The 25,410-nt window shown below is 65.4% G+C and carries 32 protein-coding genes; 31 read left to right on the top strand and 1 reads right to left on the bottom strand.

Annotated features, from left to right (window positions below):
• Positions 1 to 106 precede the first annotated feature (106 nt).
• The 8 genes from E1H16_RS06240 to E1H16_RS06205 all read left to right on the top strand — a co-directional run bounded on the left by E1H16_RS06240 (position 107) and on the right by E1H16_RS06205 (position 11,186).
• Complete coding sequence (locus E1H16_RS06240) at positions 107 to 1,546, top strand: MFS transporter (protein WP_243837706.1); 1,440 nt, start codon at positions 107 to 109, stop codon at positions 1,544 to 1,546.
• On the top strand, positions 1,546 to 3,633 hold the full coding sequence (locus E1H16_RS06235) for a molybdopterin oxidoreductase family protein (protein ID WP_134322816.1): 2,088 nt from the start codon (positions 1,546 to 1,548) through the stop codon (positions 3,631 to 3,633). Before E1H16_RS06240 ends, E1H16_RS06235 begins: the two co-directional genes overlap by 1 nt.
• Positions 3,634 to 5,115 carry an FAD-dependent oxidoreductase gene (locus tag E1H16_RS06230; RefSeq protein ID WP_134322815.1) on the top strand — a complete coding sequence of 494 codons (1,482 nt, stop codon included), beginning with the start codon at positions 3,634 to 3,636 and terminating at the stop codon, positions 5,113 to 5,115. It abuts the gene before it with no gap.
• A gap of 88 nt (positions 5,116 to 5,203) precedes the next feature.
• Positions 5,204 to 7,795, top strand: coding sequence for a nitrite reductase large subunit NirB (gene nirB, locus E1H16_RS06225; RefSeq protein WP_134322814.1), 2,592 nt, complete (start codon positions 5,204 to 5,206; stop codon positions 7,793 to 7,795).
• The gene (nirD, locus tag E1H16_RS06220) at positions 7,795 to 8,178 is read left to right on the top strand and encodes a nitrite reductase small subunit NirD (protein WP_134322813.1); all 384 of its coding nucleotides are present in this window, start codon (positions 7,795 to 7,797) and stop codon (positions 8,176 to 8,178) included. The genes nirB and nirD overlap by 1 nt, the downstream gene beginning before the upstream one ends.
• Positions 8,171 to 8,926 (top strand): uroporphyrinogen-III C-methyltransferase, encoded by a 756-nt coding sequence (gene cobA, locus E1H16_RS06215; protein WP_134322812.1) that lies wholly within the window; start codon positions 8,171 to 8,173, stop codon positions 8,924 to 8,926. The genes nirD and cobA overlap by 8 nt, the downstream gene beginning before the upstream one ends.
• Before the next feature lie 5 nt (positions 8,927 to 8,931).
• Complete coding sequence (locus E1H16_RS06210; RefSeq protein ID WP_134322811.1) at positions 8,932 to 10,059, top strand: uroporphyrinogen-III synthase; 1,128 nt, start codon at positions 8,932 to 8,934, stop codon at positions 10,057 to 10,059.
• 296 nt (positions 10,060 to 10,355) lie between these two features.
• Entirely contained in the window at positions 10,356 to 11,186 is an 831-nt protein-coding gene (locus tag E1H16_RS06205; protein WP_243837704.1) for a sirohydrochlorin chelatase, read from the top strand.
• 268 nt (positions 11,187 to 11,454) lie between these two features.
• On the opposite strand, the gene E1H16_RS06200 is transcribed toward E1H16_RS06205, so the two are convergent.
• The gene (locus tag E1H16_RS06200) at positions 11,455 to 12,030 is read right to left on the bottom strand and encodes a hypothetical protein (protein WP_134322810.1); all 576 of its coding nucleotides are present in this window, start codon (positions 12,028 to 12,030) and stop codon (positions 11,455 to 11,457) included.
• 1,246 nt (positions 12,031 to 13,276) lie between these two features.
• Between E1H16_RS06200 and rpsJ the strand changes: the two genes are divergently transcribed.
• The 23 genes from rpsJ (at position 13,277) to E1H16_RS06085 (ending at position 25,407) form a co-directional block, all read left to right on the top strand.
• A complete protein-coding gene (gene rpsJ / locus E1H16_RS06195; RefSeq protein ID WP_003938093.1) occupies positions 13,277 to 13,582 on the top strand; it encodes a 30S ribosomal protein S10 in 306 nt (101 codons plus the stop codon).
• Positions 13,583 to 13,655: 73 nt separating this feature from the next.
• Complete coding sequence (gene rplC, locus E1H16_RS06190; protein WP_134322809.1) at positions 13,656 to 14,330, top strand: 50S ribosomal protein L3; 675 nt, start codon at positions 13,656 to 13,658, stop codon at positions 14,328 to 14,330.
• The gene (gene rplD / locus E1H16_RS06185) at positions 14,330 to 15,058 is read left to right on the top strand and encodes a 50S ribosomal protein L4 (protein WP_134322808.1); all 729 of its coding nucleotides are present in this window, start codon (positions 14,330 to 14,332) and stop codon (positions 15,056 to 15,058) included. Before rplC ends, rplD begins: the two co-directional genes overlap by 1 nt.
• Positions 15,059 to 15,060: 2 nt before the next feature.
• Positions 15,061 to 15,357, top strand: coding sequence for a 50S ribosomal protein L23 (rplW, locus tag E1H16_RS06180; RefSeq protein WP_134322807.1), 297 nt, complete (start codon positions 15,061 to 15,063; stop codon positions 15,355 to 15,357).
• A 46-nt stretch (positions 15,358 to 15,403) separates the two neighbouring features.
• Entirely contained in the window at positions 15,404 to 16,237 is an 834-nt protein-coding gene (gene rplB, locus E1H16_RS06175; RefSeq protein ID WP_134322806.1) for a 50S ribosomal protein L2, read from the top strand.
• Between the two features lie 10 nt (positions 16,238 to 16,247).
• Entirely contained in the window at positions 16,248 to 16,529 is a 282-nt protein-coding gene (rpsS, locus tag E1H16_RS06170; RefSeq protein WP_134322805.1) for a 30S ribosomal protein S19, read from the top strand.
• 47 nt (positions 16,530 to 16,576) lie between these two features.
• On the top strand, positions 16,577 to 16,969 hold the full coding sequence (rplV, locus tag E1H16_RS06165; RefSeq protein ID WP_134322804.1) for a 50S ribosomal protein L22: 393 nt from the start codon (positions 16,577 to 16,579) through the stop codon (positions 16,967 to 16,969).
• Positions 16,969 to 17,859 (top strand): 30S ribosomal protein S3, encoded by an 891-nt coding sequence (rpsC, locus tag E1H16_RS06160; RefSeq protein WP_134322803.1) that lies wholly within the window; start codon positions 16,969 to 16,971, stop codon positions 17,857 to 17,859. Before rplV ends, rpsC begins: the two co-directional genes overlap by 1 nt.
• Before the next feature lie 2 nt (positions 17,860 to 17,861).
• The gene (gene rplP / locus E1H16_RS06155; protein ID WP_134322802.1) at positions 17,862 to 18,278 is read left to right on the top strand and encodes a 50S ribosomal protein L16; all 417 of its coding nucleotides are present in this window, start codon (positions 17,862 to 17,864) and stop codon (positions 18,276 to 18,278) included.
• The gene (rpmC, locus tag E1H16_RS06150) at positions 18,278 to 18,514 is read left to right on the top strand and encodes a 50S ribosomal protein L29 (RefSeq protein ID WP_134322801.1); all 237 of its coding nucleotides are present in this window, start codon (positions 18,278 to 18,280) and stop codon (positions 18,512 to 18,514) included. Before rplP ends, rpmC begins: the two co-directional genes overlap by 1 nt.
• Positions 18,515 to 18,516: 2 nt before the next feature.
• Positions 18,517 to 18,795, top strand: a complete 279-nt coding sequence (rpsQ, locus tag E1H16_RS06145) for a 30S ribosomal protein S17 (protein WP_134322800.1) — start codon at positions 18,517 to 18,519, stop codon at positions 18,793 to 18,795.
• Positions 18,796 to 18,894: 99 nt separating this feature from the next.
• Complete coding sequence (rplN, locus tag E1H16_RS06140) at positions 18,895 to 19,263, top strand: 50S ribosomal protein L14 (protein ID WP_134322799.1); 369 nt, start codon at positions 18,895 to 18,897, stop codon at positions 19,261 to 19,263.
• A 2-nt stretch (positions 19,264 to 19,265) separates the two neighbouring features.
• On the top strand, positions 19,266 to 19,589 hold the full coding sequence (gene rplX, locus E1H16_RS06135; protein WP_134322798.1) for a 50S ribosomal protein L24: 324 nt from the start codon (positions 19,266 to 19,268) through the stop codon (positions 19,587 to 19,589).
• A gap of 3 nt (positions 19,590 to 19,592) precedes the next feature.
• Positions 19,593 to 20,162 (top strand): 50S ribosomal protein L5, encoded by a 570-nt coding sequence (rplE, locus tag E1H16_RS06130; protein WP_134322797.1) that lies wholly within the window; start codon positions 19,593 to 19,595, stop codon positions 20,160 to 20,162.
• Positions 20,163 to 20,165: 3 nt separating this feature from the next.
• Positions 20,166 to 20,351, top strand: a complete 186-nt coding sequence (locus E1H16_RS06125; RefSeq protein ID WP_134322796.1) for a type Z 30S ribosomal protein S14 — start codon at positions 20,166 to 20,168, stop codon at positions 20,349 to 20,351.
• 100 nt (positions 20,352 to 20,451) lie between these two features.
• Positions 20,452 to 20,844: a 30S ribosomal protein S8 gene (rpsH, locus tag E1H16_RS06120; RefSeq protein WP_481764297.1), complete on the top strand. Its 393-nt coding sequence runs from the start codon at positions 20,452 to 20,454 to the stop codon at positions 20,842 to 20,844.
• 12 nt (positions 20,845 to 20,856) lie between these two features.
• Positions 20,857 to 21,396, top strand: a complete 540-nt coding sequence (gene rplF / locus E1H16_RS06115; protein WP_134322794.1) for a 50S ribosomal protein L6 — start codon at positions 20,857 to 20,859, stop codon at positions 21,394 to 21,396.
• Positions 21,396 to 21,791, top strand: coding sequence for a 50S ribosomal protein L18 (rplR, locus tag E1H16_RS06110; RefSeq protein ID WP_134322793.1), 396 nt, complete (start codon positions 21,396 to 21,398; stop codon positions 21,789 to 21,791). The genes rplF and rplR overlap by 1 nt, the downstream gene beginning before the upstream one ends.
• Before the next feature lie 37 nt (positions 21,792 to 21,828).
• A complete protein-coding gene (gene rpsE, locus E1H16_RS06105) occupies positions 21,829 to 22,434 on the top strand; it encodes a 30S ribosomal protein S5 (protein WP_134322792.1) in 606 nt (201 codons plus the stop codon).
• 4 nt (positions 22,435 to 22,438) lie between these two features.
• Positions 22,439 to 22,621 carry a 50S ribosomal protein L30 gene (gene rpmD, locus E1H16_RS06100; RefSeq protein ID WP_134322791.1) on the top strand — a complete coding sequence of 61 codons (183 nt, stop codon included), beginning with the start codon at positions 22,439 to 22,441 and terminating at the stop codon, positions 22,619 to 22,621.
• Between the two features lie 2 nt (positions 22,622 to 22,623).
• Positions 22,624 to 23,097: a 50S ribosomal protein L15 gene (rplO, locus tag E1H16_RS06095; RefSeq protein WP_134322790.1), complete on the top strand. Its 474-nt coding sequence runs from the start codon at positions 22,624 to 22,626 to the stop codon at positions 23,095 to 23,097.
• 415 nt (positions 23,098 to 23,512) lie between these two features.
• Complete coding sequence (secY, locus tag E1H16_RS06090) at positions 23,513 to 24,826, top strand: preprotein translocase subunit SecY (protein WP_134322789.1); 1,314 nt, start codon at positions 23,513 to 23,515, stop codon at positions 24,824 to 24,826.
• Positions 24,826 to 25,407 carry an adenylate kinase gene (locus tag E1H16_RS06085; RefSeq protein WP_134322788.1) on the top strand — a complete coding sequence of 194 codons (582 nt, stop codon included), beginning with the start codon at positions 24,826 to 24,828 and terminating at the stop codon, positions 25,405 to 25,407. Before secY ends, E1H16_RS06085 begins: the two co-directional genes overlap by 1 nt.
• Positions 25,408 to 25,410: the final 3 nt, after the last annotated feature.

The raw sequence follows: 25,410 nt of genomic DNA, 5'->3' as shown, positions 1-25,410 counted from the left end.
CCGGTGGCCTTGTGAGCACGAGTTGATCGGCGGGTAACAGAAGGCGCGGGGGCTCGAAACATCCAATTCCTAGGTTCGCTACATCCACCGGAACCGAGGAGTTCGCATGCCGCCCGTGCAGAACATGCCACCTGTGCAGAATCCACCCACCGCTACCGACACCGACGATGCCGCACATCCGCACTCATCCGCGGCCCTTCACCAGTCAACGCTCACCGAGAATCCCGAGCGCCTCCTACCGGGAGTCACGCTCACGCGTGGGCGTTGGATGCACGGTTGGAACCCCGAAGAGCCGAAGCAATGGCGCCACGGCGGTAAGGCGATTGCCCGCGTCAATCTGGCGGTCTCGGTCTTTGCCGAGTTCCTCGGATTCGCCCTCTGGGCGATCTGGAGCATCGTCGTACCGCAATTACCCGCGGCCGGGTTCGTCCTCACCGTCGATCAGATGTTCTGGCTAGTCTCGGTGCCCAGTCTCGTCGGTGCGACGCTGCGCATCCCTTACACGTTCGCCGTACCTCGGTTCGGCGGTCGTAACTGGACCATTATTTCGGCGCTCTTACTGATCATCCCGGCCGGAGCGCTAGCCTGGGTGGTCTCCAACCCGGACACCTCCTTCGGCATCCTGTTACTCGTGGCGGCGCTCGCCGGCTTCGGCGGCGGAAACTTCGCATCGTCGATGGCGAACATCTCGTTCTTCTATCCGGAGGCCGAGAAAGGTAAGGCGCTCGGCCTCAACGCCGCCGGCGGAAACGTCGGCACGGCTGCAGTCCAGTTCGCCGTACCGCTGATCATCGTCTCGGGCGCGGGTATCGCGCTGGAGCGGGCCGGGCTGATCTTCATCCCGTTGAGCCTGCTGGCCGCCGTACTGGCCTGGAAGTTCATGCACAACGTCGCCGACGCGTCCTCGGACTCGCGTAGCTTCCGCGCAGCGCTGCGGCACCGGCATACCTGGATTCTGTCGATCATCTACATCGGCACCTTCGGGTCATTCATCGGCTACGCCGGTGCCTTCCCGACCCTGCTCGCCGGTGAGTTCGCCGAGATCGACCTGTCGATCGCCTTCCTGGGTGCCCTCGTGGGATCGGTCTCTCGCCCCATTGGAGGCGTGCTGGGCGACCGATTCGGCGGAGCGATCGTCACGGTCGTGTCGTTCGCGGCAATGATTCTGGGAGCCATCGGCGTCATCGTCGGGCTGAATGCGCACTCGTTCGGACTGTTCTTCGTGTCGTTCCTGTGGCTGTTCGTGTTCACCGGTATCGGCAACGGCTCGATCTACCGCATGATCCCGGCGATCTTCCGGGCCACGGCGCGAGGCGCTGATGCGGCTTCGACCAAGCGGATCGCCGCGGCGTGTATCGGTATTGCCGGCGCCATCGGTGCGTTCGGCGGATTCTTGATCCCGCGCACCTTCGCACTCTCGACCGGCGCCACCGGCGGTATCGAGGCTGCGCTGTGGGTGTTCATCGGCGTGTACCTCGCGATGGCCGCCCTCACCTGGGTTGTGTATTGCCGTAAGAGCAGTGCGCTCGCGTCGGAGGTCGTCTGATGACGGCTGTCGACACCCACTGCCCGTACTGCGCCTTGCAATGCGCGATGACGCTCACCGAAACCTCTTCGGGGGTTCAGGTACGCGGGCGTGATTTCCCTACGAATCGCGGTGGGCTCTGTCAAAAGGGGTGGACCAGTTCGGCGTTGCTCGATGTCGAGGACCGGTTGCTCACGCCACTGATTCGCACCGCCGCAGGTGAGTTGGAACCCGCGAGTTGGGACGACGCGCTTACGCTGATCGCCAACCGGATTCGCGCACTGCGGGCCGAATACGGACCGGACGCCGTCGCGGTGTTCGGTGGCGGCGGGTTGACCAACGAGAAGGCATATCTGCTCGGCAAACTGGCCCGGCTCGCGATCGGCACGGCGATGATCGACTACAACGGCCGGTTCTGTATGTCTTCGGCCGCGGCGGCTGGTAACCAGTCATTCGGCATCGACCGCGGCCTGCCGTTCCCAGTTACCGATCTGGACTCCGCGGAATCAATCCTGCTGATCGGGAGCAATATCGCCGACACGATGCCGCCGCTGGTGCAGCACCTCGCCGCTGCCCGTCGCCGCGGTGGACTCATCGTGATCGACCCGCGTCGCAGCGCCACCGCCGCATTGTGCGATGACGGGCAGGGGCTACACCTGCAGCCGTTACCCGGCACGGATATTCCGCTGTTGCTGGCGCTGCTGCACGTGCTGATTGCCGACGATGTGCTGGACGACGATTTCCTGCAAGCGCGGGTGGACGGCGTCGCCGGGGCGCTCGCGAGTGCCAATGAATGGTGGCCCGAGCGCGCCGAGCAGGTCACCGGCGTACCGGCGCACAGCATCCGGCAGGCCGCGCGGACGTTGTGGCGGGCAAGCGGCCACGGCGGCGGTCAGGGTGCATACGTGCTCACCGGCCGGGGTGCTGAACAGCATGCGAACGGAACGGACACGGTGCAAGCAGCCATCAACCTAGCCCTCGCGCTTGGATTGCCGGGCCGCCGCGGTAACGGATACGGCGCCTTGACCGGTCAGGGCAATGGGCAGGGCGGACGTGAACACGGGCAGAAGGCCGATCAGCTGCCGGGTTACCGTTCGATCGCCGATCCGGCCGCCCGTGCGCACATTGCCTCCGTATGGGGAATCGACCCCGCCGACCTCCCCGGTGCAGGGCTGCCGGCGATGCAGTTGCTGACGTCGCTCGGTGAACCTTCTGGTCCGAAGGCGTTGCTGGTGCATGGTTCGAATGTGGTCGTGTCGGCGCCGAATGCCGAAGACGTGAAGCGACGTCTGGCCGGCTTAGATCTGCTCGTCGTCACCGACTTCGTGCCCTCGGAGACGGCGATGCTCGCGGACGTCGTCCTGCCCATAGCGCAATGGGCCGAAGAAGAGGGCACGATGACGAATCTGGAGGGCAGGGTGATTCGTCGGCGGCGGCTGCGACCGCCGCCGGGTGAGGCTCGCGATGAACTCGCCGTGATCGCTGACCTCGCTGCAGCCCTCGGCCACGAGTTCGCGCGCACCGCGCTGGACGTATTCACCGAACTAGGGGCGGCAAGCTCTGGCGGGCTCGCCGACTACGCGGGCATCGATTACGACCGTCTTGACGAGCCGCTGCCGGCGCATTGGCCGTACGCGGCCGGAACGCCGGGTACGCCGCGACTATTTACCTCACGTTTCGCCCATCCGAACGGGCGGGCGCGGATGCGTCCGGTGCACGCCAGCGATGTCCGTGACGACGTACGCCCCGGAGCGCCGATGTACCTCATCACCGGGCGCGTGCTCGCGCACTATCAATCGGGCGCACAGACCAGGCGGATACCCGAACTCGCTGCGGTCAGCCGCGGCGCGTTCGTACAGATCCATCCGTTGACTGCGGCGCGGCTACAGATCACCGACGGCGACGACGTACAGGTCGCCTCCGAACGCGGCGTAGTGAGCGCGCCGGCGCGGTTGTCGTACGACATTCGCCCCGAGGTCGTGTTCATGCCGTTCCACTTCAGCGGTGAGGGATCGGTCAACCGCGCGACCAACCCCGACAGCGACCCGATCAGCGGTATGCCCGAATTCAAGGTGTGCGCGGTCGACGTACGCCGCAAGGAGGCCTGAATGCGCAAGATCATCGTGGTCGGCGGCGGCATGGTCGGGACCAGGTTTGCCGGTGAGGTGGCCGCCGAACTCGCCCGCGCCGGCCAACAGGCGCAGATCACCATGCTCGGCGAGGAGCCACATGCGCCGTACAACCGAGTATTGCTCTCGGAGGTCGTTGCCGGTCGAATGACGCTGGCGGGCATCACCATGCCGGAGCTGCCGGATTCTGTGACCCAACTACGCGGCGTCCGAGTGCGCGCCGTCGATCGCGCGCACCGTCGGATTCGTACCGACGAAGGGCTCGAACTCGGCTATGACGACCTGGTTCTCGCGACCGGTGCTCACGCTCGGATCCCCGATATAGAAGGTATGGAGGACGGTCACGGCGTTCGAGTACTGCGTACCCTCGACGATGCGCGCGGGATCATCGCCGTAGCCGCCGTCGGTACGCCGATCGGGGTACTCGGCGGTGGTGTGCTCGGGGTCGAGGTGGCCGCAGGTCTAGCCGGGCGAGGCGCGCAGGTGAGCCTGCTGCACACCGGCGACGCGCCGATGCAGCGCCAGCTCGACGCTGATTCGGCGGCTGTCGTGGCACAGGCGCTACGGGAAAGCGGCATCGACGTCCTCGGCGACGCCGACGCGTGCGCGATCGAGCGCACCGACGGCCGGATGCGCGGCGTACGGCTCGGGGACGGGCGATTCGTTCCTGCCGAGACGCTGATCATCACCGCGGGGATTGAACCCGCGACCGAACTCGCGCGCGCAGCGGGACTGAGTATCGACGAAGGGATCCTGGTCGGGAACGACCTGCGCTCGATCGACGATCCGAACATCGCGGCGATCGGTGATTGTGCTCAGCCGCCGGAAGGAATCCGTGGACTGATCGGTCCGGGCTGGGAGCAGGCACGCCGGTTGTCGAGGGCGATGGCGGGCATTGCGGTAGCGCCCGCGCCGCTCGAACGCGACGTCGTGCGGCTCAAGGCAGGCAGTATCAGCGCCGTCACCCTCGGCGATGCGACGTTGTTGCGCGAGCCGAGCGACGTGCGGCTGGTCAGCCTGTACGACCCGCGTGGCGGGCGCAGTATCAAAGTGGCAACCGACGGCGACCAACTGCGAGCAGCCGTCTGCGTCGGTGCACCGGAGATCGCCGCCGAGTTGCAGGCGCTGTTTGAACGTCACTTATCGGTGCCGGCCGATCCCGCGCACCTATTACTGGACCGATCACTGCTCGCCGCGCCGTCCGGTGAAGCGAGCATCACCAAGATCCCCGACAGCGCGACGCTGTGCCGCTGCAACGGAGTCACCAAAGGGCACATCATCGCCGCCTACCGCGCTGGTGATCGCAGCGTCGCGGAGGTCGCCGCCCGCACCCGCGCAACCACCGGATGCGGCGGCTGCGCCGCGGCCGTCGGCGATGCGCTCGTGTGGCTCAAGAGCGCGGATCCGGATGCCGAAAGCAGCAGCCCTGCCGCCTCGCACACCGAAGCGGCCGTGCGGTGAGCGGGATGTTTCCTGGCGTTAACACGGCTCGGCGGGCTTGAAACATTCGGCTGGAAATCTCGAAGGCAGCACGACAGAGAGGCCAATCATGACCACCACGAATACCCACGGCGCCCGGCGCATCGTCGTCATCGGCGGCGGAATGGTCGCGCACCGATTCGTTGAGGCTATCCGTCCAGGTACCGCCAGCGGCGAACTTGAGGTCACGGTGCTGGCTGATGAGCCGCGCGCGCCGTACGACCGGGTCGCGCTGACCACGTACTTCACCGGTCGAGATCCGCAGTCGCTGAGTCTGGGGGACCGTGAGTTCTGGAACGCCGATGGAGTCCGGCTGCGCACCTCATGCCGCGCCACAGCAATTGACCGTGCATCCCGGCAGATCACGCTTCAGGACGGTGCGCAACTCGGCTACGACCACCTCGTACTCGCGACCGGCTCCTACGCGTTCACCCCGCCGATCAAGGGCAATGACATCGACGGATGTTTCGTGTACCGCACGATCGACGACGTCGCCTCATTGCGCGGGTACGTCGAAGAGCTGCGTAAGGAGGACCCCGACCGGGTGCTGAACGGGGTGGTGATTGGCGGTGGGCTCCTAGGCCTGGAGGCTGCCGGTGCCTTGCAGGCACTCGGCGCACGCAGCCGGGTTGTCGAATTCGCACCGCGTCTGATGCCGATCCAGGTCGATGACGGCGGTGGTCAGGCGCTGCGCCGGCTGATTGAACAGCTCGGCGTCACCGTGCACACGGAGACCGCCAGCTCGCGGATCCACGGTCGCTACGGTCGAGTGCACCAGGTCGAGTTTGTGAACTCCGATCGTGTGCCAGCAGACGTCGTGGTGTTCGCCACCGGTGTGCGGCCTCGGGACGAACTCGCCCGTGATGCCGGACTGCCCACCGGCGAGCGCGGCGGTGTCATCGTCGATGATCGTTGCCGCACCGCGGATGACGCGATCAGCGCTATCGGTGAGGTGGCGTGCATTGACGGCGCGGTATGGGGCCTCGTCGCGCCCGGTAACGCGATGGCGGAGGTAACCGCGAACCAACTGCTGGGTGGCGACGGCACGTTCCCGGGCGTCGATGCCTCGACGAAGCTCAAACTGCTCGGCGTGGACGTCGCCAGCTTCGGTGACGCGTTCGGTCAGGAAAGCGGATCTCTGGAGGTCGTGTACGCCGACCCCGTCGCCGGCGTCTACAAGAAACTGGTGATGAGCGACGACGCTCGCACCCTGCGCGGCGGCATCTTGGTCGGCGACGCCTCGGCGTACGCCGCGCTGCGGCCGATGGTCGGCCGCGAACTTGGGTCGGACCCGGCCGCGTACCTCGTACCCGAGGGGCTCGCCGCACCGGGCACCGGCGATCTGCCCGATGACTCCGTGGTGTGCTCGTGCAATAACGTCACCGCGGGCACGATCCGGGCCTCCGTCGTCGACGGAGCACACGACCTCGCCGCGGTGAAGTCATGCACCAAGGCCGGCACGAGTTGCGGTTCGTGTCTGCCGATGGTGAAGAACCTGATGATCGCCGGCTTGGAGGCCGCTGGCGTCGAGGTGTCGAAGGCGCTGTGCGAGCACTTCTCGATGTCGCGCGCCGAACTGTTCGCCGCGGTCTCCGTCAGTGGCCTCACGACGTTCTCCGAGATCATCGCTCGCCACGGCGACTCGGGTCGCGGCTGCGATATTTGCCGGCCGACGGTGGGTTCGATCCTCGCTAGCCTCGGCGGCGGGCACATCCTCTCCGGTGAGCAGGCGAGCTTGCAGGATACGAACGACCACGTGCTGGCGAATCTGCAGAAGGACGGCACGTATTCCGTCGTACCACGCATCCCGGGCGGCGAGATCACCCCCGACGGCCTGATCACCGTCGGTGAAATCGCTCGTGACTTCGGGCTGTACACGAAGATCACTGGCGGGCAGCGGATCGACCTATTCGGGGCACGCATAGAGGAACTGCCGTTGATCTGGCGGCGGCTGGTGGACGCCGGGTTCGAGTCCGGACACGCATACGGAAAATCGCTGCGCACGGTGAAGTCGTGCGTCGGATCGAGCTGGTGCCGGTACGGCGTACAAGACTCGACCTCGATGGCGATCCTGCTGGAGAACCGCTATCGCGGGCTCCGCGCGCCACACAAACTCAAACTCGGCGTATCGGGCTGCGCTCGCGAGTGCGCAGAGGCGCGCGGCAAGGACGCCGGCGTGATCGCGACCGACAAGGGCTGGAACCTGTACGTCGGCGGCAACGGCGGATTCACGCCCCGACACGCCCAACTACTGGTTGAGGATCTTGACGATGAATCGCTGATTCGCACCATCGATCGGTTCTTCATGTACTACATCCGCACCGCTGACCGGCTGCAACGCACCGCCGCATGGCTGGAAAACCTCGAAGGCGGACTGGAGCATCTGCGTTCGGTCGTCATTGACGACTCGCTGGGGATCGCCGCGGACCTGGATGCCGCGATGGCCCGGCACGTGGCCAGCTACTCCGATGAGTGGCGCGATGTGCTTACCGATCCGGCGAAACTCTCCCAATTCACGTCGTTCGTGAATGCGCCGGATGTTCCGGACCCGGATTTGGCGTACATCGACGAGCGTTCGCAGATCCGACCTGTCGATCCGCACCAGCGACCGGTGTTGATTAGTGGTCCTCGGATTCCCGTTTCTGGCGGAGGTGTGTCGTGATGAATGTTGATGCGCCCTCGACGTGGCGAGCGGTCTGCCGCGATGAGGGGTTACCGACCGAGCGTGGTGTGGCCGCGTTGCTGGCCGAAGGTCAGGTCGCGATCGTGCGGATGAGCGACGGGACGCTGTACTGCGTGGGTCACCGTGATCCATTCGGTGGGGCTAACGTGATCGCCCGAGGCCTGGTTGGATCGACGACAATCGATGGAGTCCGGGTGCCGACCGTCGCGTCCCCGATGTACAAGCAGGTCTTCGACCTCCGCGACGGGTCTTGCCTGAGCGAACCTGGTGTGACACTCGGGTCCTGGGAGGTGCGGTCCCGTGACGGAAATATCGAAGTAGGCCGATGCGTGGCTGAGCCGACGGGGTGCCGTGATGAGTGAGCGAGGGAGAGTTGTACTCATTGGCGGAGGACCAGGAGACCCGGGACTGCTGACCGTTCGCGGTCGTGACGAACTGCTGGCCGCCGACGTCGTCGTCGCCGACAGGCTCGGGCCGACCGATTTCCTGCACGAGATCGGCGTACGCGCGCAGATCGTCCCCGTCGGGAAGCGCCCGTACCACCACCCGGTGCCGCAGGAGGAGATAAATCGGATCCTCGTCGAGCGTGCCCTCACAGGGCAGCGGGTCGCCCGGCTGAAGGGCGGGGATCCGTTTGTGCTGGGTCGCGGCGGTGAGGAGTACGCCGCTTGCGTGGCGGCCGGCGTACAGGTAGAGGTCATCCCAGGGGTCTCGAACGCCATCGCCGCACCGGCCGCGGCCGCAGTACCGGTGACTCACCGTGGTGTGGCGGCCGGCGTCCTGGTCATCTCCGGCCACGATGAGCTCGAGGTCGACCTACTAGTCCGCTGGCCACACACGATCGTGGTGCTGATGGGCGTTGCGCGGCTGCGCGAACTGTCCGCGGCGCTGGTGCGCGCCGGCATGTCGCCAGATCGGCCAACGGCGGTTGTGGAGCGCGCGTGGACCTCTCGGCAGCGATCAATCCGCTCGAAGCTGTCCACAATCGCCGACGACGTCGCCCGGATTGGCCTGGAGAATCCGGCGACCATCGTGATCGGGGACGTCGTCAACGCCGTGGCGGACGACGCCCTCGCTCAGGTGACCGCGCAGATGGCGGTGTCGGCGTGAGCACGATGACCTCACCTCGGCGTCTCGTCGGCAGGCGGGTACTGGTGACCGCGCAACGGCGCGCCGCCGAACTTGCTGCCGCCCTACAGCGACGCGGCGCCAGCGTCGATCACGCGCCGATGCTGTCAGTGGTACAGCACGCGAACGATCACGCACTGCTGACTGCCACGCTGGACTTGATTGAGGAGCGGCCGGACGTCGTGGTGATCACGACCGGAATCGGGCTGCGCGGCTGGATCGAAGCGGCGGACGGCGCGGGAGTCGCCGACCAACTGTTGGACACGCTGCGCGAGGTCCGGTTGATCGTGCGCGGTCCGAAAGCGCACGGGGCCGCTCAGTCGGTTGGACTGGTGCCCGACTGGGTCGCCGAGTCGGAAACGCACGGCGAGATCCGCGACCTGCTGCTGTCCGAAGGCGTCGCAGGGCGGCGAATTGCAATCCAGCATCACGGTGCGGGAGCCGACGGGCTCGATGCCGACTTCATCGCCGCCGGCGCCGACGTCGTACCGCTGGTTGTGTACCGCTGGGGTCGGCCGGAGGACATCGATGAGGCGAGCGCCGCCGTCCGCAAGGTGGCTGACGGTGAGTACGACGCGGTGGTCTTCACGTCGGCCCCCGCGGCCCGTGAGTTCTTGTCGGTAGCCGACCGGATCGACGTACTCGAGGAGGTTTGTGAAGTGTTCGGACCGAGCGGGCCAGTGCTGGCCGCGGCCGTGGGTACGACGACCGCGGCGCCGTTGCGCAACGTCGGCATCGTGCCGCTGGTGCCCGACCGGTTTCGGCTCGGTGCCCTGGTGCGTGCGCTACTGCACGAACTCGATGATCAACGAGGACTTCGGGTGCAGACCGCGGCGGGCTCGCTGCATCTGCTGCGGTCGGCGGCCGTCCTGGACGACGAGGTGCTGGCGTTATCGCCGACGGGATTGTCCCTGCTGCGCCGATTGGCCGAGGCGGACGGTGCGGTAGTGGGCCGCGATGAACTGGTGCGGGTGATGCCGGGGGAGACGGTGTCACCGCACGCGCTCGAGGTGGCGATTGGTCGATTGCGCGAGACGTTACCGGGGCGCGATCTGATCGCGACCGTGATCAAACGCGGGTACCGACTTCAAGTCCAACAGCGCGACGACACGTAGCCGCGCTGGCTGGGTGAGGCGTCTGCCTGGAGCAAGGAGCTAGCTGTGCGCGGAAGTCTCGAGGATGGGGCCGACCGGATCGCGTGTCACCCGCCGTCGACGGAGCGTGGGGATCAGTGGCGGTAACCCCAGTCGTCGATGCAGCGAGGGGATCGGCGGGGGCAACCCGCGGTTGTCGATGGAGTGGGGGATCGGCGGGTGGCAGCCCCGGTTGTCGCAGGAGCGTGGGCTGGCCGATGGCAACCCCGGTCGTGGATGGGACGAGGGACGAAGGATGGACGAAGGAGTAGGACCTAGTGAGTACAGACGTCGCAGATCGAGGGAGTTCTCGGCCGTCCGTAGCGCCGCCGCGCCCGGTCACCCTGGCGGGCGACCGCCCCGAGCCGACCCTGGTGCTGTGCGCGCACGGTACGCGTGACGCCGCCGGCGCGCGAGTTGTTCGAGAGATCGCGCGCAGCGTCGCGGCTGAAGGTATCGACGTCCGTCTCGGATACGTCGATGTGCAGGCACCGCACATCGCCGAGGTGACGGCCGACCTCGCGATTTCAGGGCGAGAGTTTGTCGTTGTGCCGTTGTTGTTGTCCGCCGGGCATCACGTGCTCGTCGATATCCCGGCGGCGTTGCAGACGGCGGACGGCGTCGGAGGGTGGCCAGAGGGTGGTATGCCGCCGGGTGCCGCTGCGGGTGGGGCCGCCGCGCCGGCCTTAGGGCCGGACCCGCTGCTGGCCGATCTATTGGTGCGCCGTTTGGTCGAGGCGGGGGCCAGGCCAGATGACGGCGTCGTCCTTGCCGCTGCGGGGTCGAGCCGCGCTGAGGCCGCAGTCGATGCTGTGCGTACGGCGCAGATGTTGCGTGAGCGGTGGCCAGGTCCGGTCTCGGTCGGCTACGGCGCGTCGGCGACGCCGAGCGTCACCGATGCGGTCGCTACGTTACGGACGCAGGCACGGCGTGTGGCGATTGCGTCCTACCTCATCGGGCCGGGGCACTTCCACAGTCGGCTTGCGGGTTGCGGCGCCGATCTCCTCAGCGCTCCGCTCGGGTCGGACGACGCCGTCGTCCGTCTCGTGCTGACTCGTTACCAACAGGCGGTGTCAACACAGTTGCGCAACGCGCTGCTGAGCGCTTAGCGCGTTCGTGAGTGCCGCCGAGCGTGCCGAGCAGCGCCCCGCCCCGCCGTTGGACGAGGCCTGGCGCAGGAAGGCCGCGCAACCGGTAACGCCGAGTCGGCGTGAGGCCTCGCGTAGGAAGTAGGAACGATGGGCATCCCGGTAACGCTGCACCGGAGTCGGAGTTGACGCGAGGCTCCGCGCAGGAAGGATAGGCATCCGGTAACGCTGCACCGGAGTCAAAGTTGACGCGAGATCCCGCGGAGCATGGGCCTGCATCGGCCGCGTCTCAGGCGGCGTGTTTCTCATCGTGGTAGGTCCGGGCCAGGTGAACGCACACCAGCGTCAGTGCCGCTCCGATCGTGATCGAAAGTGTCGCGGGGGAGAAGGCGCTCAGGTCGTCCGAGCGCCCGGCGAGCACCGCCACCAGCAGCCATGCCCCGGCGCAACCGAGGATGAGAATGCCACCGCTGATCGATGCGAACTTGATTCGGCCGACGGTGGGGTGCTCGGCGAGGCAGGCGATCGCAACCGCCGTGAGGAGAGCCGCGAGCGCGAGTATCCCGACGAGCACCGCGACAATGATCGCCTGCGTTTCGAAGGGGCCACCGCCAGCGTCGGCCAACGCGAAGATCGCGGGCAGCAGGGTGATCGAGTCACCGTCCGCGCCGCCAACGGACCGGACGAAAGGCAAGAACAACCCCACCGCGATCCCGAATAACGCGAGTACCGCGCTCGCGGTGAGGAGAACGAACTGCAGCTGCAACGCCTGCTGTCGCAGGTGTGAAACTTGGCCCTCGAGTCGCGCTATTCGGCGACTTAGCGCGTCGTCATGCCGTCCATCAGCACTCCGGTTGTCTGCCACGAGTTTTCTCCAATGTGAAGCAGCGGCCGCGAGGCCGGTCGCTGATGCTGCGTGATCCTAGCGGCCATACCGCTGACGCATGGCTTGTTAATCAGTCCGTCCGCGAGGCTGCAACCGGCCGGTCGGCCGCGCCGAGACCTCCGCGATTCGCCGAGGCGGCACCGGTGTCCCTGCCTCCGTTCGCCAGCCCGCATGGCCTCCTTCCACAAAACCTGGCCATGCGGTGCCCTTTCGCAAGATCGGACTTCTGGCGACCGTCAGCGATACCGGCCCGTGTGGCGATCTCCTGCACGACCGGGCCGAGCGGCGACCTTCCGCAAAAGACGCAGCGAAATCGACGAGGCATCGCGCACAGAGCGATGCCTAGCCGTTTTCGCTGCGTTTTTGGAAACAGTTGGGTTCGCTGCCGGCGGAAGCGCGACGCTGAGCCGGGACGATGCGTCGTGCCTCCACGGCGAATAGCGGCTGCCCTCGGTCGAAGAACGGCAAATCCGCAGCGGGACGCCAGCCAGCGGCCACGAACGTCGCAAGGTCCTGGCCGTACGGCGCGCCGGAAACCGATCGAGACGCAGCGCCGCCGGCGGAATGAGCCACAGCGCCGGAAGCCGATCGAGTCGCAGCGCCGCTGGCGGACTGAGCCCCGGCGCCGGAAGCCGATCGAGTCGCAGCGCCGCTGGCGGACTGAGCCCCGGCGCCGGAAGCCGATCGAGTCGCAGCGCTTCGACGGACTGAGCTCCAGCGCGGTCGATGGACTGAGCCGCAGCGCCATACGAACTCGCGAAGTCGGCTGATCAGGCGAGGCTCGTGACCGGGTTCACGAGAAGAAGTTCTCGGCCCATTTGTGCCCGATGAATCGGTAGGGCATACTTGAACGGTTGCCTTTTGGGGAGCGCGTCCTGCGTGCTGCTCGAGTCGGCAGCAGATGAGACGGCCACGTCGCATCACCGCACGGCGCTCTACGCGAGCGCATTCGGTCCGATACCGCAGATTATTCCGCGGAATAGACCGCGCCTAGGCGACACGCCCGGGTGCGTGGACCGGAGCACTTCAGACACGTTCACAGTGGCAGCGAAGATCTCGATCTCGCCTGCATGAGCACCCGCATGGGTGCCGGCATGCGCCTCTGACGGGCCGAAGGTGCGGTCGACCACGACGTGGACGACGCATCCGCCCAGTTAAGACAACAGAAGCAATCAGCTCATACCTCGGCTACCCAACACCGAGGCAGACGAAAAGGACGGCAAGCGTGGCGGGACAGAAGATCCGCATCCGGCTTAAGGCCTACGACCACGAAGCGATCGACGCGTCCGCGCGCAAGATCGTCGAGACGGTGACTCGCACCGGTGCTCGCGTTGTTGGCCCGGTGCCGCTGCCCACTGAGAAGAACGTGTACTGCGTCATCCGCTCGCCGCACAAGTACAAAGATTCGCGCGAGCACTTCGAGATGCGCACCCACAAGCGCCTGATCGACATCCTCGACCCCACTCCGAAGACGGTTGACGCACTCATGCGTATCGACCTGCCGGCCAGCGTCGACGTCAACATCCAGTAGTTGCCGCCGCCGGTGCATAGCCGGCGAGAGCATGAAGCAGTAGCAACCTGAAATCAGTAGGGATAGCAAGCAGATGACCAGCAAGTACAGCCGCAACGAGAGCGGCGTCCTTGGCACGAAGCTGGGCATGACCCAGGTCTTCGATGACAACAACCGGATGATTCCGGTGACCGTCGTCAAGGCCGGCCCGTGCGTCGTGACCCAGGTCCGCAAGCCCGAGGTCGACGGCTACTCCGCCATCCAGATCGGCTACGGCGAAATCGACCCGCGCAAGGTGAACCGTCCTGACAAGGGCCACTTCGCCAAGGCCGGTGTCTCGCCTCGCCGTCACATCGCCGAGATCCGCACCGACGACGCGCCGTCGTACGAGGTTGGCCAGGAAATCACCCTGGACATCTTCACTGCCGGCAGCGAGGTCGACGTCACCGGAACGAGCAAGGGCAAAGGCTACGCGGGCGTTATGAAGCGTCACGGGTTCGCCGGTGTCTCCGCTTCGCACGGCGCGCACCGCAACCACCGCAAGCCGGGCTCGATCGGTGGCTGCGCCACTCCGGGTCGCGTCTTCAAGGGCCTGCGTATGGCCGGCCGGATGGGCAACGATCGCGTCACCACCACCGGCCTCAAGGTCGTGCGGGTGGACGCCGAGCGTGGCCTGTTGCTGATCAAGGGCGCAATTCCGGGCAACGCCAAGGGCGTTGTCTACGTCCGCAACTCCGTGAAGAACGCCGCTAAAGGTGGTGCCCAGTAATGACCAACCTGACCGTTGACGTACTCGACGCCGAGGGCAAGAAGGCCGGTTCGGTCGACCTTCCCGCCGACGTCTTCGACGCCCAGGCAAACATCTCGCTGATGCACCAGGTCGTCGTCGCTCAGCTCGCTGCAAAGCGTCAGGGCACGCACAAGACCAAGGGCCGCGGCGAGGTCTCCGGCGGTGGGGCTAAGCCATACCGCCAGAAGGGCACCGGTCGCGCCCGCCAGGGTTCGACCCGTTCGCCGCAGTTCGCCGGCGGTGGCATTGTGCACGGCCCGGTGCCGCGTGATTACTCGCAGCGCACCCCCAAGAAGATGAAGGCCGCCGCTCTGCGCGGAGCCCTCTCGGACCGCGCCCGCGCTGGCCTGGTCAAGGTCGTTTCGCAGTTCTCGGACGGCGAGAACGTCCGCACCAAGGACGCGCTGGCTGTCTTGACCTCCGCGACCGAGATCGCCACGAACCGCCGCAAGCGCGTTCTGGTTGTGCTCGACCGCGAGGATCTGGCCGGCTGGGTCGCACTGCGCAACCTGCCGAACGTCCACCTGCTGGTGGCCGATCAGCTCAACACGTACGACGTCCTGGTTTCCGACGTGGTCGTCTTCACCCAGGCGGGACTGGACGAGTTCCTCGCGGGCGGTCGCAAGACCACCGTGGAGATCCCGGTCGATGATGTGGCTGTCGCCGAGGCTCAGGCCGCCGGCGCGGGCACCGAAGAGGAGAAGTAGGCATGGCTGCCGACCCACGCGACGTACTGCTCGCTCCGGTCATCTCGGAGAAGAGCTACGGACTGATCGAGGAGAACAAGTACACCTTCCTCATCCGCCCGGACGCCAACAAGACCCAGATCAAGATCGCTGTCGAGCAGATCTTTGATGTAAAGGTTCTCGCCGTCAACACGATCAACCGCCAGGGCAAGCGCAAGCGCACGCGTTATGGCGTGGGTAAGCGCAAGGACACCAAGCGCGCCATCGTGACTGTCGCCGAGGGCGATCGCATCGAGATCTTCGGTGGCTCGGTCAGCTAACGCCGACCGCAACTAACGAACAAAGAAGCGAGATAGGTAAACCACAATGAGCATCCGCAAGTACAAGCCGACGACTCCGGGTCGTCGCGGGTCGAGCGTCTCTGATTTCGCAGAGATCACCCGCAGCACCCCGGAGAAGTCGCTGGTGCGCCCGCTGCACAACAAGGGTGGCCGCAACGCTCATGGGAAGATCACCACCCGTCACCAGGGTGGTGGGCACAAGCGTGCTTACCGACTGATCGACTTCCGCCGCGCGGACAAAGACGGCATCCCAGCCAAGGTCGCACACATTGAGTACGACCCCAACCGCACCGCTCGCATCGCTCTGCTGCACTACGCAGACGGCGAGAAGCGCTACATCTTGGCGCCGGTGCGCCTGGCACAGGGAGCAACCGTCGAGTCCGGCGTCGGAGCTGACATCAAGCCGGGTAACAACCTTCCCCTGCGCAACATCCCGACCGGTACCGTCGTGCACGCGATCGAGCTCCGTCCTGGCGGCGGCGCGAAGATCGCTCGTTCGGCCGGCGCCTCCGTGCAGCTCGTCGCGAAGGACGGCCCGTACGCGCAGTTGCGTATGCCGTCCGGCGAGATCCGTAACGTCGATGCCCGCTGCCGCGCGTCGGTCGGCGAGGTCGGCAACTCCGAACACTCGAACATCAACTGGGGCAAGGCCGGCCGTATGCGCTGGAAGGGCAAGCGCCCCACGGTGCGCGGTGTTGTCATGAACCCGGTCGACCACCCGCACGGTGGTGGCGAGGGTAAGACCTCCGGTGGTCGTCACCCGGTCAACCCGAACGGTAAGCCCGAGGGCCGCACCCGTCGCCGCAAGCCAAGCGATCAGATGATCGTCCGTCGTCGCCGTACCGGCAAGAAGCGTTAAGGAATAAGACATGCCACGTTCGGTCAAGAAGGGCTACTTCGTCGACGATCACCTGCTGAAGAAGGTCGACGCCCAGAACGAGAAGAACACCAAGAACGTCATCAAGACCTGGTCGCGCCGTTCGACGATCATTCCCGACATGCTCGGGCACACGTTCGCCGTGCACGATGGCCGCAAGCACGTCCCGGTCTTCATCTCCGAATCCATGGTCGGCCACAAGCTCGGCGAGTTCGCTCCTACGCGCACCTTCAAGGGGCACATCAAGGACGACCGCAGGTCGCGTCGCGGCTAAGGCCACACAACTAAGCATTCAGTAGAGAAATCAAGGGGACTAAGCGAATGACTGCCACCGCAGGCGACGACCTTCAGGTCGTCCGCGCGCGTGCAAAGCATGTGCGCGTCACGCCGATGAAGGCGCGTCGTGTCATTGACCTGATCCGGGATCTGCCGACGGCGGAAGCACTCACCCTGCTTCAGTTCGCTCCTCAGTCGGCAAGTGAGCCGGTGTACAAGGTTCTGGCCAGCGCGATTGCCAATGCCGAGCAGAACCACAACCTCGACGCCGACACGCTCATCGTGCATCGGGCGTACGTCGACGAGGGGCCGACCATGAAGCGTTTCCGGCCGCGCGCCCAGGGCCGTGCGTTCCGCATCCGTAAGCGCACCAGCCACATCACGATCGAGGTCGCGCCGCTCGCCTCGAAGCCTTCGAATAAGGGGAGTGTCCGCTAGTGGGACAGAAGGTCAACCCACACGGCTTCCGACTCGGTATCACCACCGAGTGGAAGAGCCGTTGGTTCGCTGACAAGCAGTACGCCGACTACGTCAAGGAAGACGTCGCGATCCGTAAGCTCATGACCACGGGCATGGAGCGCGCCGGTATCTCCCGCGTAGACATCGAGCGCACCCGCGACCGTGTCCGCGTCGACATCCACACTGCTCGCCCGGGCATCGTCATCGGTCGCCGTGGCGCCGAGGCCGAGCGCCTTCGCGGTGAGTTGGAGAAGCTCACCGCCAAGCAGGTCCAGCTGAACATCCTCGAGGTCAAGAACCCCGAGTCGGATGCGCAGCTCGTCGCTCAGGGCGTTGCCGAGCAGCTCTCCAGCCGCGTGGCGTTCCGCCGCGCGATGCGCAAGGCGCAGCAGTCGGCGATGCGTTCGCCGAACGTCAAGGGCATCCGGATCCAGTGCTCCGGTCGTCTGGGCGGCGCCGAAATGTCGCGCTCGGAGTTCTACCGCGAGGGTCGAGTGCCGCTGCACACGCTGCGCGCCAACATCGACTACGGGCTGTACGAGGCCCGTACCACCTTCGGCCGCATCGGTGTGAAGGTCTGGATCTACAAGGGCGATGTGACGCAGAGCAAGGCGGAGCGGGATGCGGCCGAGGCCGCGTTGCGCGAGCACCGTCGCAACCGTCCGGAGCGTCGCGGACGTCGTTCGGGTTCGTCGGGCACCACCGGCACCACGACCGAGGCCGGCCGCGCCGCGGCGAAGGCGAGCTCCGGCGAGACCGAATCGAACACCACCGAGCAGGTTGCTCCTGAGGCCGTCGAGGCCGCAGCGACGCAGCCGGTGGCCGAGGCCGTGCAGGCTCCGGCAGCAGAGACCGAGAAGGACGCGTAGCAATGCTTATCCCACGTAGGGTCAAGCACCGCAAGCAGCACCACCCGTCGCGTACGGGCACTGCTTCCGGTGGCACCCGTGTCACGTTCGGTGACTACGGCATTCAGGCTCTCGAGCCGGCGTACGTCACGAACCGTCAGATTGAGGCTGCGCGTATCGCCATCAACCGGCACATTCGCCGTGGTGGCAAGGTGTGGATCAACATCTTCCCGGACCGCCCGCTGACCAAGAAGCCCGCAGAAACCCGCATGGGTTCGGGTAAGGGTTCGCCGGAGTGGTGGGTGGCCAACGTGAAGCCGGGCCGCGTGCTGTTCGAGATGACGTACCCCAATGAGCAGACCGCGCGCGAGGCACTTCGCCGCGCGATCCACAAGCTCCCGATGAAGTGCCGAATCGTGAAGCGGGATAGTGAGTTCTAATGGCAGTCGGAACTTCGCCGTCGGATCTGCGTGAGCTTGAGGATGACGAGCTCGAGACTCGCCTGCGCGAGTCGAAGGAAGAGCTGTTCAACCTTCGTTTCCAGGTCGCGACCGGCCAACTTGACAACCACAAGCGCCTGAAGGCCGTGCGCAGCGATATCGCCCGGATCTACTCGATCCTGCGCGAGCGTGAGCTGGGCCTCGCGGCGGCACCGAGCGAGAGCAGCGAGAAGTAAGCATGTCTGAACAAGCAGTAACGGACGGCGAGCGCAACTACCGCAAGGTGCGTAGCGGACTCGTTGTCAGCGACAAGATGAACAAGACGATCGTGGTTCAGGTCGAGGATCGCGTGAAGCACGCGCTCTACGGCAAGGTCATGAGCCGCAGCGAGCGTCTGAAGGTTCATGACGAGAACAACGACGCCGGCATCGGCGACCGCGTGAGCGTGATGGAGACCCGCCCGCTCAGTGCTACCAAGCGCTGGCGTCTGGTCGAGATCATCGAGAAGGCGCGCTAGTACCTGGTGCGCCCCGGCCGCCGTCCGCGGTGGCCATCCATCCAATCCGTTCGGCCAGGCTCGTCTTAGACGAGAACCAGCAGACAACTGGGAGTAGAAGTGATTCAGCAGGAGTCGCGACTTCGTGTCGCCGACAACACCGGAGCCCGAGAGGTCCTGTGCATCAGGGTCCTCGGTGGCTCGGGCCGTCGCTATGCCGGTATCGGTGACATCATCGTCGCCACCGTCAAGGAGGCCATCCCCGGCGCCGGTGTGAAGAAGGGTGACGTCGTCAAGTGCGTCATCGTGCGCACCGTCAAGGAGAAGCGTCGTCCGGACGGCTCGTACATCAAGTTCGACGAGAACGCCGCTGTGCTGATCAAGCAGGACGGCGAACCTCGCGGAACGCGCATCTTCGGCCCCGTGGGCCGCGAACTGCGCGACAAGAAGTACATGAAGATCATCTCGCTCGCGCCGGAGGTGCTGTAACCGTGAAGGTCAAGAAGGGCGACACCGTTCTGGTCATCTCGGGCAAGGACAAGGGTGCTAAGGGCAAGGTCATCGCTGCGTTCCCAGAGCGCGAGCGCGTGATCGTCGAAGGCATTGGCCGGGTCAAGCGTCACACCAAGATGCAGGCCAGCCAGCGCGGCTCGCAGGAGGGTGGCATCGTCACCCAGGAGGCTGCGATCCACGTCAGCAACGTCATGGTCATCGACAAGGAAGGCAAGGCCACCCGCGTCGGTTACCGCAAGGACGAGGACGGCCGCAACGTGCGCATCTCCAAGCGCGCCACCGGCAAGGACAAGGACCTGTAAGAGATGACTACTGAGACTGGCGAGCGCATCGTCGCTCGGCTGAAGACTCGTTACCAGGACGAGATCGCGCCCGCGCTGAACGAAGAGTTCAAGTACGGCAACCCCATGCAGATCCCGCGCGTGGTGAAGGTCGTCGTCAACATGGGTGTCGGTGACGCCGCGAAGGACGCCAAGCTGATCGACGGGGCCCTTCGGGACCTCACCGCGATCACCGGGCAGAAGCCGCAGCTGCGTCGCGCCACCAAGTCGATCGCGCAGTTCAAGCTGCGTGAGGGCCAGCCCATCGGTGCGAAGGTGACCCTGCGCGGCACCCGCATGTGGGAGTTCCTGGACCGCACGCTGAGCCTCGCGCTGCCGCGTATCCGTGACTTCCGTGGTTTGTCGGGCAAGCAGTTCGACGGCAGTGGCAACTACACCTTCGGCCTCAACGAGCAGTCGATGTTCCACGAGATCGATATCGACAAGATCGACCGCGTCCGCGGTATGGACATCACGGTCGTGACTACCGCCAAGACCGACGATGAGGGACGGGCTTTGCTCAAGGCACTCGGCTTCCCGTTCAAGGAGGACTAAGCCATGGCTAAGAAGGCCCTGATCAACAAGGCGAACCGCAAGCCGAAGTTTGCTGTGCGCGCCTACACCCGGTGCAACAAGTGCGGTCGCCCGCATTCGGTGTACCGCAAGTTCGGCCTGTGCCGCATCTGCCTTCGGGAGATGGCGCACGCGGGCGAGCTTCCCGGTGTCACGAAGTCCAGCTGGTAACTCACCAATATCTTCGCCGCAGGCCGGTTCTGCGGAACCGCGGCGAGAAGGGTAAATACACACTCATGATGAACACGAAGGGCGGCGATCTGTAATGACGATGACTGATCCGATCGCCGATATGCTTACCCGCGTGCGCAACGCCAACTCGGCGTTCCACGATGAGGTGGCTATGCCGCACAGCAAACTGAAGACCCACATCGCCGAAATCCTCAAGCAGGAGGGTTACATCGCCTCCTACGAGGTCGTCGATGGCGATAAGGGCAAGGTGCTGCAGATCGAGCTGAAGTACGGCCCGAACCGCGAGCGCTCCATCGCCGGCGTACGCCGCATCTCGAAGCCGGGCCTGCGCGTATACGCACGCTCGACCGAGTTGCCGCGGGTGCTCGGTGGCCTGGGTATCGCAATCATCTCGACGTCGTCCGGTCTGCTGACCGACCGTCAGGCAACTCGTCAGCGCGTGGGCGGCGAAGTCCTCGCCTACGTCTGGTAAGGGAGGGTAACCATGTCACGAATTGGTCGTCTCCCCGTTCCGGTCCCCAGTGGCGTCGACGTCACGATCGAGGGCCAGAACATCACCGTCAAGGGTCCCAAGGGCGAACTGAAGCATTCGGTCGTTTCGCCGATCACGATCTCTCGTAACGATGAGGGCCAGGTAGTAGTGAATCGTCCGAACGACGAGCGTGATTCGCGCTCGCGTCACGGGCTGTCGCGCACCCTGATCCGCAACATGGTCGTTGGCGTTAGCGAGGGCTACGAAAAGCAGCTCGAGATCGTCGGCGTCGGTTATCGCGTGGTTGCCAAGGGCAGCGCCCTCGACTTCTCGCTCGGTTTCTCGCACCCGGTCGTCATCGAGCCGCCGGAGGGCATCACGTTCAAGGTCGAGTCGCCGACGAAGTTCTCGGTGATCGGCATCGACAAGCAGAAGGTCGGCGAGGTCGCCGCGAACATTCGCAAGCTGCGTAAGCCTGAGCCGTACAAGGGCAAGGGCATTCGGTACGCGGGCGAGCAGGTTCGCCGCAAGGTCGGAAAGCAGGGTAAGTAATGGCATCGTCCGCTATCGCACGTACCGGTGGCCGCGGTGTGGCGCAGCAGCGTCGCAACTCGAAGGCACGTCGCCACTTCCGTCTGCGCAAGAAGATCGCCGGCACCGCGGCTCGTCCGCGCCTGGTCGTCACCCGTTCCGCGCGCCACGTCGTCGCGCAGATCGTCGACGATTCGGTCGGTCGCACCCTGGTCTCGGCCACCTCGATGGAGGCCGATGTCCGCGCAGCTGGTGGCGACAAGACCGCCGTCTCGAAGAAGGTCGGCGAGCTCGTAGCAGCCCGCGCCAAGGACGCCGGTATCAGCGCGGTTGTGTTCGACCGCGCCGGTAACCAGTACCACGGCCGCATTGCCGCGCTGGCTGATGCTGCGCGTTCCGGGGGGCTCGACTTCTAATGCAGACCTTCACACTTTCGGTCAAGGAGAGCATCTAATGCCAGGACAGCAGCGTCGCGGCGGCGGCACCGGCGGCGAGCGCCGGGACCGTCGCGAAGGCGGCCGCAATAACCAGGCTCAGGCGGAGAAGTCGAACCACCTCGAGCGAGTCATCAAGGTCAACCGAGTCGCCAAGGTAGTTAAGGGTGGACGCCGGTTCAGCTTCACCGCGCTCGTCGTCGTCGGTGACGGTGACGGCACCGTCGGCGTCGGATACGGCAAGGCGAAGGAAGTTCCGGCCGCGATCGCCAAGGGTGTCGAGGAAGCCAAGAAGAACTTCTTCAAGGTTCCGCGCATCGCCTCGACGATTCCGCATCAGATCCAGGGCGAGGCCGCTGCCGGCGTCGTCATGCTGAAGCCGGCCAGCCCCGGTACCGGTGTTATCGCCGGTGGCCCGGTGCGTGCCGTTCTGGAGTGCGCCGGCATCGGCGACATCCTGAGCAAGAGCCTGGGCTCGGACAACCCGATCAACATCGTGCACGCGACCGTCGCCGCGCTCAAGGGCCTCGTTCGTCCCGAAGAGGTAGCCGCTCGTCGTGGCTTGCCGCTTGAGGACGTCGCACCCGCGGGCATGCTGCGGGCGCGCGCCGGCCAGGGAGCGTAAGGCAATGGCACAGATCAAGGTCACTCAGGTTCGGTCGAAGATCGGCGTCAAGCCCAACCAGCGCGCCACGCTGCGCGCCCTGGGCCTGAAGCGGATCAACGATTCCGTCGTCCAGGAGGACCGCCCGGAGATCCGCGGCATGGTCCACACGGTCACGCATCTCGTGTCCGTCGAGGAAGTGAAGTAGACATGGCTGAAGAGAACGAGACCCAGGCCGGGGCACCCATCAAGGTGCACCACCTCCGTCCGGCTCCCGGCGCCCACAAGAGCAAGACCCGCGTCGGTCGCGGTGAGGGCTCGAAGGGTAAGACCGCGGGCCGCGGCACGAAGGGCCAGCACGCGCGCAACACCGTGCGTCTGGGCTTCGAGGGTGGTCAGACCCCGTTGCAGATGCGTCTGCCGAAACTCAAGGGCTTCAAGAACCGCTTCGCGACGTCGTACCAGGTAATCAACCTGGATCGTCTCGCCGAGCTGTTCCCCGAGGGTGGAACGGTCACGGTCGCCGATATGGTCGCCCGTGGCGGCGTACGCAAGAACCAGCTCGTCAAGGTCCTCGGCACCGGGGAACTCGGCGGCGTCAAGCTCGACATCACCGCGGACGCCTTCTCGGGCTCCGCGAAGGAAAAGATCGCTGCCGCGGGCGGCAGCATCACCGAGCTGTAGCAGTACTTGGCCGAGGGCCCGTTCGCATTCGTCAGGATGCGAACGGGCCCTCGACGTTTGTCGGCGACTGTCGATGCCTCGCGCCGTGGCTGATCGACACTGGTGTGGCGGCGTGCATCAACATGAGTACGCCGGCCGGTGGGGGATCGATGCGCGCATTGGGGCGCATACCGCGGGGTAACGTCGCTCGCGCGCAGATCCGGAGTGCGTAAACTCGTCGGTCTACGCGGGCACGAAGCTGTGATCTAGAGGTGTCGCCGTACGCCGCGCCCCATGGGTGAGATAAGGTCGGTTGCTGGCGTCGTGTACATTTTCGCATCGGCGTTTACGGCGTGTACCGCGCCGTACAGACTGACCGTGCAGTTGTCCAAGCATCGCTCTGTAAGAGGGAACGATGCGCAGCGCAGGAGGATGCGTGCTCAAAGCGTTCGGGTCGGCGTTCAGGACGCCCGACCTCCGCAACAAGATCCTGTTCACGCTAGCGATCGTTGCGCTCTACCGTATCGGCGCCCAGATGCCGGCGCCCGGCGTACTGCTGGGGAACATCAAGCAGTGCGTTGACGATGCGACGGGCAGCGGCTCGGGCGATATCTACTCGCTGGTGAATCTGTTCTCCGGCGGTGCTCTGCTGCAGTTGTCGGTCTTCGCGCTCGGCATCATGCCGTACATCACCGCGAGCATCATCGTGCAGCTGCTTGGCGTCGTCATCCCGCGATTCGCGCTGCTGAAGAAGGAAGGGCAGAGCGGTCAGGCCAAGCTCACGCAGTACACGCGCTACCTGACTATCGCCCTTGCCGTTCTGCAGGCGACCGGCATCGTGGCGCTGGCGCGGTCGGGTCAGTTGCTGCAGTGCGCGGACCCGATCTTGGCGAACCCGGACTCGATCTTCCAGTACGCGATCCTGGTGATCGCGATGACCGCCGGCGCGACGCTGATCATGTGGTTCGGTGAGCTGGTCACCGAAAGGGGCATCGGCAACGGAATGTCCTTGCTGATGGCGACCTCGATCGCCGCGCGTATCCCTGCAGAGGGCGCCTCGATCGCCAGCCAGGGTCAGGTGCTGCTGTGGTCGATGATTGCGCTCGCGCTGATCGTGATCGTCACTGTCGTATTCGTTGAACAGGCGCAGCGGCGCATCCCAGTGCAGTACGCGAAGAAGATGATCGGCCGCAAGATGTACGGCGGTACGTCAACCTACTTGCCGTTGAAGGTGAACCAAGCCGGCGTTATCCCGGTCATTTTCGCGTCGTCGCTGTTGTACATCCCGCAGTTGATTACCCAATTGATGGGTACGGAAGAGGCCGGACCGGTCCGGCGGTTCTTCGAGAACTACATCATCAACATGACCAGTTGGGTGCATATCGTGCTGTACCTGGCGCTGATCGTGTTCTTTGCGTACTTCTACGTCGCTATCACGTTCAACCCGGAGGAGCGTGCCGACGAGATGAAGCGCTACGGCGGCTTCATCCCGGGCATCCGCCCGGGGCGCCCGACGGCGGAGTACCTGCAGTACGTGCTGTCGCGGATCACGCTGCCTGGCGCGCTCTATCTGGGCGTAGTGGCGATCTTGCCCAATATGTTGACTTCTCTCGCGGGTCCGTCGGGATCTGCGCAAAACTTCCCGGTCGGCGGCGTGGCCGTGCTCATCCTCGTGGGTGTGGCATTGGAGACGGTCAAGCAGATCGAGAGCCAGTTGCAGCAACGTAATTATGAAGGGTTCCTCCGCTGATGCGTATCGTTCTCCTCGGCCCGCCCGGTGCCGGTAAGGGCACTCAGGCCACGATTCTCGCCGACGAACTCGGCGTGCCGCAGATATCAACGGGGGACATCTTCCGTGCCAACGTAGGTGCGGGCACCGAGTTGGGCGTGTTGGCCAAGAAGTACATGGACGCCGGAGACCTCGTTCCTGACGAGGTCACGGTCGCGATGGTTGAGGACCGGCTCGCGCAGGCGGACGCCGCGAACGGCTACCTGCTCGACGGCTTCCCCCGGACCGTGGCCCAGGCTGAAGCGTTGGCGACTCTGTTGGACAAGGCAGGGCAGCCGTTGAATCGGGTCCTGGAGATTCGCGTCCCCGACGAGCACATCGTCGAACGCTTGGCGGCGCGTGTCACGATCGTCGACGGCGTCGAGACCCAGCGTGATGATGACAAGCCCGAGACGGTCCGTCGTCGCCTGCAGGTGTACGCGGAGCAGACCGCCCCGCTGGTCGATTTCTACTCCCGGGCAGGACTGCTGCGCAGCATCGACGGGGTTGGCGAGGTCACCGAGGTGACCGAACGCGCCCTCACTGCGCTGCGCTCGGAGTAAGCG

Source organism: Cumulibacter soli (assembly GCF_004382795.1).
Taxonomy (GTDB): domain Bacteria; phylum Actinomycetota; class Actinomycetes; order Mycobacteriales; family Antricoccaceae; genus Cumulibacter; species Cumulibacter soli.
The sequence above is the reverse complement of the archived record's forward strand: the minus strand, read 5'-3'. Positions and strand labels throughout refer to the sequence as shown.